Below are 10,483 nucleotides of genomic sequence, written 5' to 3'. Positions count from 1 at the left end.
GGGCTTCCCGGGCCGTGGCACCGGTCGGGGGCGGGTGGCTTGAAAACGGGCAGGAGCTTGCCGCACGCTGTGTCCTTTCGCGGACACGCGGTTCGCGCAACCCACGTCCAGGCTCCCAGGCTCCATGATGCTCTCTGTCCTTCTCGCCGGGCTGCTGTCGCAGACGGCGCCGCCGGTCTCCGCTCGCCAGCAGGGTGTGCCCATTGGCCGGGGGGACAAGGTCCCCACGGTGGTGTTGAGCGCGCCGTCCGGCGGGTGGACGGTGGACCGGATGATGCTGATCGAGGGCACGGTGAGCGACGCCACGGTGGATCCGGTGGTCGTGTCCATCAACGGCGACCGCTACCTGATGCGCACGCAAGGCGGGCGCTTCAGCCGCAAGTTCCCCGCGGCCAGCGGCAAGAACGTCGTGACGGTGATGGCGACGAACAAGGGCGGCACGGCGCGCACGCAGGCGACGAGCTACGCGCAGGTGCCCCCGGTGCCGCTCAAGGCCATCCTCACGAGCGACACGGACGGCGTCTACACGGACCTGCACATCTACGAGCCCACGGACGCGAGCAGCGCGGGCGACACGCTGGACGTGAAGGCGATGGCGCACGTGTACTGGGCGAACACGGAGAGCCCGTCCGGCGGCACGTTCTTCCTCAACGAGCAGGGCGGCGACTTCGACCAGCCGGCGTACGGCCCGTACCTCTACATCCACCGCGCGCCGCCGAAGGGCGTGTACCTGGTGGCGACGAACTACTGGCCCAGCGGGGACAAGGCGCACACGGTGGCCACGCTCAACCTGGCGCTCTTCGAGGGCACGCCGGGCGAGGTCCGCCGCCGCGTGCGCATCCCGCTGGCGACGCCCGGCACGACGCGCGTGCTCGCGTGGGTGAACATCCTGGGGGACGGGCAGGCGGAGGTGTACGTGCCCTCCGCGGATCCGAAGCCGAAGGGGAAGGGCTGGCCCACGAACCTGGAGGCGGCGCTCAAGGAACTCCAGACGAGCGGCGACTCCGGCGAAGGCGACAGCGAAGGCGGCTACTGAAGCGACCGGCGCTCCCGGCACGGCCCCGCCATGCGCGTCCTGATGCTCACGGTGTTGCTGCACGCCGCCCCGGTTCCGTCCGGCACGCCGCCCGTGTCCGCGCAGGGCCCGGCGACCCGGTCCCCCGTGGATCCTCGCGCGAGGCCTCCCGCGTCCACCACGCGTGAAGGCTCGGTCGCTGCGGCGAAGTCGATCGCTCCGGAGACGCGCGCGAGGCCTCCCGCGTCCACCACGCGTGAAGGCGCGGTCATCGCGGCGGAGCCGGTCGCTCCGGAGACTCGCGCGCGACTCTTGCGCCGGGAGGTCGCGCAGGTGGCGCTCGCGCAGGTGAAGGCCCCGGACGCGGCGTGGCAGCCGGCGCAGCGGGATTGCGCGGGCCTCATCCGCTACGCGTACCGCACGGCGTATCGGCGCGTGGCCTCGGAGCGCCTGGCCTCGCCGCTGTGGCAGGACGCTCGCGGGCCCTCGGACTTCGCGGACGCGGAGACGTTGATCAGCCGCAACTTCGTCCCCCTGGGCCGGGGCGCGGACGTGCGCGAGCAGCTGCGCACCGGGGACGTGCTGGCCTTCCGCCAGGAGCACGACGCGGGGCCCGTCTTCCACCTGATGCTCGTGGTGCGCCCGGAGGACCGGGCCCATGCCCCCGCGCGCGTCGTCTACCACCCCGGTGAGGCCGGCGCGCGCGTGCGCACCGGCATCCTGGATTCGCTCGCCACCGAGGCGCCGCTGGAGTGGCGCCCCGTGCCGGCCAACGCCGCCTTCCTCGGCTTCTTCCGCTTCAAGGAGTGGATGTCATGACGTCTCCCGTGAGCCCGCCGCCCCCCGCTGGAGGCGGAGGCAAGGGCCCCTCGTCCGCCGTGCGCATCGCGCTCATCGGCGCCCTCGTCGTGGGTGTCGGCGTGGGGGCCTTCGTCATCGGCCGCAAGAGCGGCGGTGGCGGCGGCTCCGGCCCTGCCTTCTCCTCCGGCGAACCCAAGGGCCCGCCGTCCGCCGGCGCCACCGTGGAGGGCATGCCGGACGTGCCCTCCGAGCCCACGAAGATGGAGGTGCCCGGCGCTGGCGCGACCGCCGCCATCTGGGTGGACGTGCACTCGCCCGCGAAGGTGCGCGACGCGCTGGCGCGCAATGCGTGGCTGAAGGCGCAGTGGGACAAGCCGCTGGGCCAGGGCTTCGTGAGCGGCTGGGCCGCGTTCCTGGGCTCCACCGGCACGGACCTGAAGGCGTCCTTCAAGGGCGCGGTGCTGGACGTCGTCGCGGGGCAGCTGCTCGACACGCCCTTCCGCACCGTGTGGTTCAGCGGCGACGCGCGCGTGGGCACGCCCGCGCTCATCGTCCCCAAGGCGAACAAGACGTCGCAGGCCGCGTGGGACGCGCTGGACGCCGTGGCGAAGCGCGGCGAGATGGTCGCGGAGAGCTGCCCCTCCAGCATGGCGGAGAAGGCGCCCGACGGCGGCTTCCACCTGTCGCGCTGGCTCGTCGCGGAGCAGACGGTCTGGGCGGCGCGCGGCGAGGACCGGCTGGTGCTCTCACGCCACCCGGTGGTGGTGCTCCAGGCCTTGTGCTCGCCGCTGCCGGAGCTGGACGCGGACGACGGCGTGGACGTGGAGGTGGGCTTCGACCCGAACGCCTACGGCCGCGAGGCGCAGCTCTTCACCCACGTGCTGGGCCTGGGCGAGAACACGCGGCTGCAGCTGCGCGTGGACGGCGACCGGCTGGTGGCGAAGGGCATCGCCGGGAAGCTCCGCGAGGACGCGATGGCGGCCAGCGGCCAGCCCCTCTCCAACGACCTGCTCAAGCTGGTGCCGGAGGACACGCCGGTGCTGTTCGCGTTCCAGCTCACGCTGCCGGAGTCGCTGGAGCCCGCGCAGCTCAACGCCTTCTGGAAGAACGAGGGAAAGCCCCGGACGCGCACGCGCCAGGTGGCCCTGGTGTGGACGCCGCGCGGCAGCACGTCGCTGGAGCCGGAGCTGGCGCTGCTGTGGGGCGATGAGAAGGACGCCGAGGGCCTCTCCGCGCTGTTCTCCGGCGGCGCGCGGACGCTGACGCGCGCCACGCTGTGCAAGCACGTGGTGCTGGCCACGAGCCCGCAGGAGGTGGAGCGGCTCCAGAAGGCGTGTGAAGGCCGCGCGCCCAACATGCTCAACGCCGCGGGCCCGGTGGTGGCGGGGCTGCGCGCGCCCTCCTCCGTGGTGCTGGGCATCAACACGGGGCGGCTGCTCAGCGGGCTCGCGATGGACGGCTACACGTCCGAGGCGCGGGTGGACCGCTCGGCGCCCATGCCCAAGGCGGCACCTCCTGAAATCGAAGCGGCCCGCCGCGACCTGGAGGCCCTGCCGTACCTGGGCTTCCGAGGCAACGTGCAGGGCTACGTCATGCTGTCGGAAGGGTTCGGGACATGAAGACCTCCCTGCGTTTCGCGGCGCTGGCCGCGCTCCTGCTGTCCGGCGTGGCGCTGGCCAAGCCGCTCTACATCACCGTCCCACGCTCCTACGGCAGCGGCGAGCCGGTGGCGGTGGACGTCGCCTTCGAGGACAAGGGCCCCGTGGAGCTGCGTGTCCTCCAGCCCGCGAACCTGGACGCGTTCATCCGCGCGCAGGGCGACCTGCGGCGCGCGTACCAGACGCCGCCCACGCTGCTCAACCCCGGCCGTGGCCTGAGCCGGGGCCTCAACGCGGTGCGCTCGCCGGGCCTCGTGCTGATGGAGGCGCTGTCGCCCGCGTTCCGCCAGGAGGTGGGTGAAGCGCTGCCGAAGCCGCCGGAGTCGTCGTCGTCCGGCGAGCCGCTGGCGAAGGTGGCCGAAGGACCGGAGAAGCTGGTGGGTACGCCGCCCGGCTTCTCCGTGGTGCGCAGCCAGTGGCTCAACCTGGACCTGGGCGGCGCGAACCGCGACTTCAACGTGCCGGGCTTCGACACGGGCGACAGCGGCAGCGGCTTCCAGGAGCGCCGCGTGCTGCTCGCGCCGCTGCCGGCGGGCACGTACGTGCTCCAGCTGGTGCAGGGCCGGGTGGAGGGGCAGGTGGTGCTCGTCGTCAGCGACGTCACCGTGCAGCTCAAGCAGACCGACGGCCAGGTGCTGGTGCGCGCGGCGGGGCGGGACCAGCAGCCGCGCGCGGGCGCGCAGGTGCAGGTGTACCTGCCCACGGGCAAGGGCCCCTCGGGCACGACGGACGACAAGGGCGAGGTGACGCTCGCGGTGACGGAGCCGCGCATCATCGCGACGGTGACGGCCGGGCAGGACACGGCCATCGTGGACACGGACTTCTACTCCACGCTGGCGGTGGCGCCGGACGTGTTCATCTACAGCGACCGGCCCATCTACAAGCCGGGCAACGAGGTGAAGTTCCGCGGGCTCGTGCGTCAGCCGGACACGTTCCTCGCGCGCCTCTTCACCCCGAAGAAGCGCGACGTGCGCGTGAAGCTGGTGTCGCAGGAGGGCCGCGAGATCATCACGCGCGCGGCGGTGGATGAGTTCGGCGCGTTCAACGGCACGCTCAAGGTGCCGGACGACCTGGGCACGGGGGTGCTGCGCATCGAGGCGGACCTGGACGCGAGCCCCTACCAGGGCGAGGCGCGTGTGCAGGACTACGTGAAGCCCACGTTCTACCTGGAGGTGCAGCCGGCGTCGGAGACGGTGGTGCCGGGCTCCACGGTGAGCGTGACGGTGCGCGCGCGCCGCTACGCGGGCGGCGTTCCGAAGGGCGCGAAGTACGAGGTGTTCCTCTACCGCAGCCTGCTGGACGCGCCCGCGTGGGTGGACGACTCCGGCCGCGGCGGCCAGGGCAGCGCGGTGACGTACGGCACCGCGTCCAGCAGCGAGGGCAAGCTGAGCGTGCCGGAGCGGCTGTACTCCTCCGTCGCGGAGCGCGAGGCCACGGACGACCCGTGGTCCACCGCCAGCGAGTTCAACGCGGACGGCGAGGCCCAGGTGGAGGTCGCCGTGCCCGCGCTCAAGCCGGGCGAGGAGCGGCTGCCGTACCGCTACAGCCTCACCGTGCGCGCGCGGGATGATCAGGAGACGTTCGCCAACGGCACCGCTGCCTTCTTCCTGTCGAAGGTGGAGGTGCTGGGCGTGGCGCGGTACTCGGACGCGGTGGTGCAGAAGGGCTCCGACGCGCAGCTGTCCGTGCGCGCCACCACGCTGTCCGGCAAGCCCTATGGCGTGACGACGGGCCAGGTGGCCTTCGTGCTGCGCCGCGCGGACGGCAGCGAGAAGGCGCTGGGCACGCAGGCCTTCACCACGCAGCAGGACGGCACGTCGCGCCAGAAGGTGCCCACCTCCGACGTGGGCACGGTGCTCGCGCGCGTGACGGTGAAGGACAAGAAGGGCGAGGCGTGGACGGGCGAGGAGTCGCTGCTCGTCATCGGCGGCGCGGATGAGCCCGTGGCGCAGGTGCCCAACCTCACGCTCGCGTCGCTGTCCGGCACGCTGGCGCCGGGGGACAGCGCGAAGCTGGTGGCGCTGATGCCGGATGGCTGGGGCCAGGGCGGCCGGGACGCGGGGCCCGTGTGGGTGACGCTGACGGGCGCGGGCCTGTACGGCACCACGGTGGTGAAGCTCACGGGCCGCACGCTGGTGCACACGTTCCCGGTGGAGAAGCGCTTCGGCAGCGCGGTGTACGCGTCCGTGGCGTACCCCACGGCGACGGGCCGCTGGGAGGAGCGCACGGTGTCCTTCCGCGTGGTGCCGAAGGAGCGCACGCTCACGGTGGCGTTGCAGCCGCGCCGCGCGGAGGCGCTGCCGCTCACGGAGCAGGCCATCGACGTGCGCGTCACCGACAGCGACGGCAACGGCGTGTCCGCGCAGCTGTCCGTGGGCGTGGTGGACAAGGCCGTCTACGCCATCCAGTCCGAGTTCCGCCCGGGCGTGCTGGACTTCTTCTATCCGCCGGCGCGCGACAACGTGACGAGCTTCTACTCGGCGGAGTTCCAGGGCTACGGCTACGGCGAGCAGCTGGCGCGGAAGATGGCGGGGCTGCCCGACCATGCGTTCGCGTCCATCAAGCCGCCCACCCGCAACGCGAAGGACCTGGAGAAGGACACGGCGCACTGGGACCCGGCGGTGGTGACGGACCGGGACGGGCGCGCGACGGTGCGCTTCACGCTGCCCTCCAACCAGACGCTCTGGGTGGTGACGGCGGTGGCGGCGGACACGTCCGGCCGCTTCGGCGAGGGCACGGCGGAGTTCGCCTCGCGCGGCGGGCTGAACCTCTACGCGGCGCTGCCGCAGTTCCTGCGCGAGGGCGACGAGGCGCTCGCGTCGGTGCGCCTGGCCGCCGGTGAGAAGTCCAAGGGCAGCCAGCTTCTGGACGTCAGCCTGCGTCCTGGCGGCTCGCTCCAGGCCGAAGTGCTCCAGCGCAAGGTGGAGCTGGGCCAGGGCGGCGAGCAGGTGGTGCCGGTGACGCTGCGCGCGGCGAAGACGGGCCCGGCGCAGCTCGCGGTGGACGTGATGGGCGGCAAGGACCCCTTGCGCGACCTGAAGCGCTTCGACGTGGCGCCGGCCGCGGTGGAGGACGCGGTGCAGGTGAGCGCGTGGGGCGGCGGAGCGCTGTCGTTGGAGGCCCCGGAGTCTGCGGCGCTGACGCGCGTGGAGCTGGTGCTCCAGCCGTCCACGGTGGACGCGGCGCTCACCAACGTGCGCGAGCTGCTCACGTATCCGTACGGGTGCCTGGAGCAGCTCGTCTCCACGACGGTGCCGAACGTGGCGGTGTACCAGGTGCTCCAGAAGGCGGGCGCGCTGGACAAGCTGGACCCCGAATCGCAGTCGCTGCTGGCGGAGGCGCGCAGCCGCTCCGTGCAGGGGACGGCCCGCATCCTGGGGCTCGCGGTGAAGGGCGGCGGCTTCACGTGGTTCGGCGGCTACAGCGAGCCCAGCCTGCCGCTCACGCTCATCGCGCTGGACGGCCTGGCGTACGCGTCCGAGGCGGGGCTGGTGGACCGCGACGACGCGCGCATCCAGGAGAGCGCGAAGTGGCTGGAGGCGCAGGAGGGCCTGTCGCCGGAGTACGACGCGACGCGCGCGTACGTGCTGGCGCGGCTTCAGGGTCCGCGTCAGGCGGCGCGGGTGCGTGCGCTGGTGGAGGCCGCGAAGCCTGGTGATTTGTACCCGCTGGCGCTCGCGGTGCTGGCCGCGGAGAAGGCGGGCGTGATGAAGGAGCCCGGCCTCCAGGAGCGCATCCAGGGGCTGGTGAAGGAGAGCGGCGAGGGCTTCGCGAAGCTCGCGGGGCTCAAGGGCGAGGCGGAGATGTCCGAGGCGTTCTACCGCTTCCCGCTGCGGCGCGTGGGCCTCACCGCCATCACCGCGCACGCGGCGTCGTTCGGGTCGCTGGACGTCACACGCGCACGCAAGCGCATCCTGGAGATGTTGAGCGAGCCGGGCCTGTCCACGTTCGACCGGAGCACGGCGCTCCTGCACTCGCTCTGGCTGGTGGAGCGTGACGCGAAGGCGTTCAAGGGCATGGCGCCGCCGGAGGTGAAGGGCGCCTCGGCGCCGGTGAAGTTCTCTGCGCGCGGCATGGGCCTCGTCGCCACGCTGCCTGCGGGGACTCGCACGGTGGACGTGGGCGGCTTCGACGGCGTGGCCACGCTGCGCGCCGCCGCGATGACGCCGCTCAAGGCCGTGCAGCCGCGCGTGAACGGGATGTCCGTGGAGCGCGCGTACTACGTGCTGCGCGAGGGCGGGAAGGTGAAGCTGGACGCGGGCACGCAGGTGTCCCAGGGCGAGGACGTCTACGTGGAGCTGACGCTGGACGCGCGCGGGGAGAACCGGGCGCGCTCGGCGTACTACGTGGTGGAGGATGCGGTGCCGGCGGGCTTCGTCCCGCTCCAGGAGGACAAGGCCTTCCGGGGGCCGCCGCACTCGCTGCCGCTGGCGCCGGAGGCGCTCAAGCGCCGGCAGCTGGACCCCTCGCACGCGACGTTCTTCTTCGAGGAGCCTTCGTGGTGGAGCAACAGCCCGCGCACGGTGGGCTACGTGATGCGCGCGCAGTTCGCGGGCACGTTCGCGGCGCCGCCCGCGACCATCGAGGACATGTATTCGGCGCGCATCCGGGGCCGCACGGCGTCGGACGTGCTGAAGGTGGTGCCCTCGAAGACGTCCGTGAGTGACCTGTAGCCCATGGGGTGGGCCGTCGCCGTCGCCGTGCTGTTGTCGGCTTCGCCTGGCTTCGTCACCCGGGGGGATGTGACGCCCGAGGCGGACCTGCGCCGCGAGGCCCAGGCCGCCTGGACATCCCTGGAGGCGCAGTACGCGGCGCAGGCGGGCGGCCTTCCCACGAGGGCCCCCGCCACCGTGACGCTCCAGAAGGGAACGGCGCTGCCGCCCGAGCGCAACGCGCAGGGCCGGCCCGGCGTCGTGGAGCTGCGGCAGAACGCGCCGGGAGTGCTGGACGCGAGGACGCGCACGGCGCTGCGGCATGAGCTTGCGCACCAGCTGCTCTGGTGGGCCTGTCCCGCGTCCAGCGAGGACCGGCTCTTCCACGAGGCCTTCGCGCTGACGGTGAGCGGCGAGCTGCCCGCGTGGCGCGACGGGCCCTATCAGTCGCTGTCACGCGCGGCGAAGGAGGTGGCGAGCGCACCGGCGGTGGACACGCCGCGAGCGAGGAGGGGACTGGCGCGGATCCTCGGGGAGCACACGGGGTTTCCGGCCGCGCTGACGCGCAGGTTGCGTCAGTGTCATGACGGAACACGGTGGGCGGCGCCCCTGACGGTGGAGGAGCTGGCGGACGTGGCGGTGCTCGCGCCCGAGGCGGCCACGGTGGTGGTGAGCCGGCACTCGGGAGAGGTGCTGTTCACGGAAGGCGACGTGCGCCGGGCGGTGCCCTACGGCTCCACGCTCAAGCCGTTCCTGTACGCGGCGGGAACTGTTGTCGCACGAGGGGATGCGAGTGCTCCGCCCCGTGGTGCCAGCGGCGAAGCCGGAGCCGCGACAGCCGTGGGAGCGGGCACCGTCACGGACGCCAGCGCGCCACCCCTGCTCCCGCCGCGCCCGGGCGTGCAGGAGTGGGCGTGCGGTGCGGGACTCCCACCGAAGGTGGATGCGCGGCTCGCGCTGCTGCGCTCCTGCAACGGCTGGTTCCTGGACTGGGAGGCCATGGGCCGCGCTCCCAAGGCCTTCGGCGTTTGGGGACCGGTGCTCTCCGCCGTCGGCCTCACCGGGCTGCCTTCGGACATGACGGAGGCCATCGGGCTCCGCTCCGCGCATGGGCTGTCCCCCTGGGGCATGGCGCAGGCGTACCGGCTGCTCGCGGAGGCGCGGCCGGACGTGCTCGCGCTCCTCACCGGCAACGTGGACGAAGGCACGCTCAGCGGTCTGTCCACGTCGAAGGCGCTCAAGGGCGTGGCGACCAAGACAGGCACCGTGCGCGACGCCGCGAGCCGCCCCCAGTTCGGATGGATCGCCGCCGTGGACGCGGACCTCGTCGCCGTCATCGTGCGGCCCGGCAAGATGCCCCGGCACTTCGTGGACGAACTCCCCGCGCTCCTCGCCCGCGTGCGCCGGCAGGCAGGACTGGACGCCGCGCGCGTGCAGGTGCTCGGCCTGCTGCCCTCCGCGACCGTGGAGGCCCGCTGCGCGGGCGCGGGCTTCTCACTGGAGGACGGCACGCCGCGCGCCGCGCCACCGGACTTCTCTCGCCTGGACGCGCTCACCGCGAAGGGCCCCGCCGTCTGCCTGGGCAGCCCCTGGCGCGTGCGCTTCCCGGACGGCCCCGACGGTGGCCGCGATTACGCGGGCGTCTTCACCGGGTCCACGCCCCCGCCGTACCGCCCACCGCCCGGCGTGCCCACCACGCCCAGCGCGCTCAAGGCCCGGCGCGGCTCCGACTTCGTCTTCCGCACCACGCGCGTGCAGTACACCGCCGGCGTCGTCGCCGCCGAGGACGTCACGCTCCAGGGCGAGGCCCGCGTCGCGCTGGCCCGCGTGGCCGCGCACAACGAGCGCCACGCCGACACCCGCCACCCCGGCCGCGCCCTCTGCGACACCACCCACTGCCAGGCCTTCCGGGGCACCGTGCGCATCCGCCCGGAAGAATCCCGCGCCCTCCAGCTCCCGCCCCTGAAGTGGAACGCGTGGCTCACCTTCTCGCAGGGCGGATCCACCCCGTGGCGTGAAGCCCGCTCCCGCGCCCAGGTGGAGGACCTGCTGGGCACCCACCTCGTCTCCCTGCGCTTCGAGTCCGGCCGCGTGCGCTACCTGCGCACCGAAGGCACCCCCAGCGCCCCCTACGAGGACGCGCGCTCCCTGCCGTGCGACACGCTGCGCGCCGGCCTCCAGCTTCCCTCCTGCCCCCAGCGCGCCTCCTTCGACGGCCCCCAGGTCCTCTTCGAAGGGCAGGGCCGGGGCCACGGCGAGGGCCTGGACGTCGAAGCCGCCAAGGCCAGTCCCGGCCTCTCCAGCGACGCCCTCCTGGAGCTGTCTCTTATACACCTCTCCGAGCCCACGAGACAAGG

The 10,483-nt window shown here is 73.2% G+C and carries 5 protein-coding genes; all 5 read left to right on the top strand.

Annotated features, from left to right (window positions below; translation table 11 throughout):
* Window positions 1-127 precede the first annotated feature (127 nt).
* Window positions 128-1,036: a DUF2135 domain-containing protein gene (locus tag D7W79_RS31630; RefSeq protein ID WP_120529100.1), complete on the top strand. Its 909-nt coding sequence runs from the start codon at window positions 128-130 to the stop codon at window positions 1,034-1,036.
* A gap of 30 nt (window positions 1,037-1,066) precedes the next feature.
* Window positions 1,067-1,834 carry a DUF1175 family protein gene (locus tag D7W79_RS31625; protein WP_244222079.1) on the top strand — a complete coding sequence of 256 codons (768 nt, stop codon included), beginning with the start codon at window positions 1,067-1,069 and terminating at the stop codon, window positions 1,832-1,834.
* Complete coding sequence (locus D7W79_RS31620) at window positions 1,831-3,435, top strand: hypothetical protein (protein ID WP_167497764.1); 1,605 nt, start codon at window positions 1,831-1,833, stop codon at window positions 3,433-3,435. Before D7W79_RS31625 ends, D7W79_RS31620 begins: the two co-directional genes overlap by 4 nt.
* Window positions 3,432-8,147: an alpha-2-macroglobulin family protein gene (locus D7W79_RS31615; protein ID WP_120529097.1), complete on the top strand. Its 4,716-nt coding sequence runs from the start codon at window positions 3,432-3,434 to the stop codon at window positions 8,145-8,147. Before D7W79_RS31620 ends, D7W79_RS31615 begins: the two co-directional genes overlap by 4 nt.
* A gap of 3 nt (window positions 8,148-8,150) precedes the next feature.
* The coding region (locus D7W79_RS31610) for a hypothetical protein (RefSeq protein WP_120529096.1) at window positions 8,151-10,483 on the top strand (2,333 nt) is incomplete at its 3' end.

This window comes from Corallococcus exercitus (assembly GCF_003611585.1).
In the GTDB taxonomy this organism is placed as follows: Bacteria; Myxococcota; Myxococcia; order Myxococcales; family Myxococcaceae; genus Corallococcus; species Corallococcus exercitus.
The sequence above is the reverse complement of the archived record's forward strand: the minus strand, read 5'-3'. Positions and strand labels throughout refer to the sequence as shown.

Excerpts from the sequence above, each read along its gene's own strand:
- D7W79_RS31625 (WP_244222079.1), top strand. The coding sequence starts at position 1,067 with ATGCGCGTCCTGATGCTCACGGTGTTGCTGCACGCCGCCCCGGTTCCG.
- D7W79_RS31630 (WP_120529100.1), top strand. The coding sequence starts at position 128 with ATGCTCTCTGTCCTTCTCGCCGGGCTGCTGTCGCAGACGGCGCCGCCG.
- D7W79_RS31615 (WP_120529097.1), top strand. The coding sequence starts at position 3,432 with ATGAAGACCTCCCTGCGTTTCGCGGCGCTGGCCGCGCTCCTGCTGTCC.
- D7W79_RS31620 (WP_167497764.1), top strand. The coding sequence starts at position 1,831 with ATGACGTCTCCCGTGAGCCCGCCGCCCCCCGCTGGAGGCGGAGGCAAG.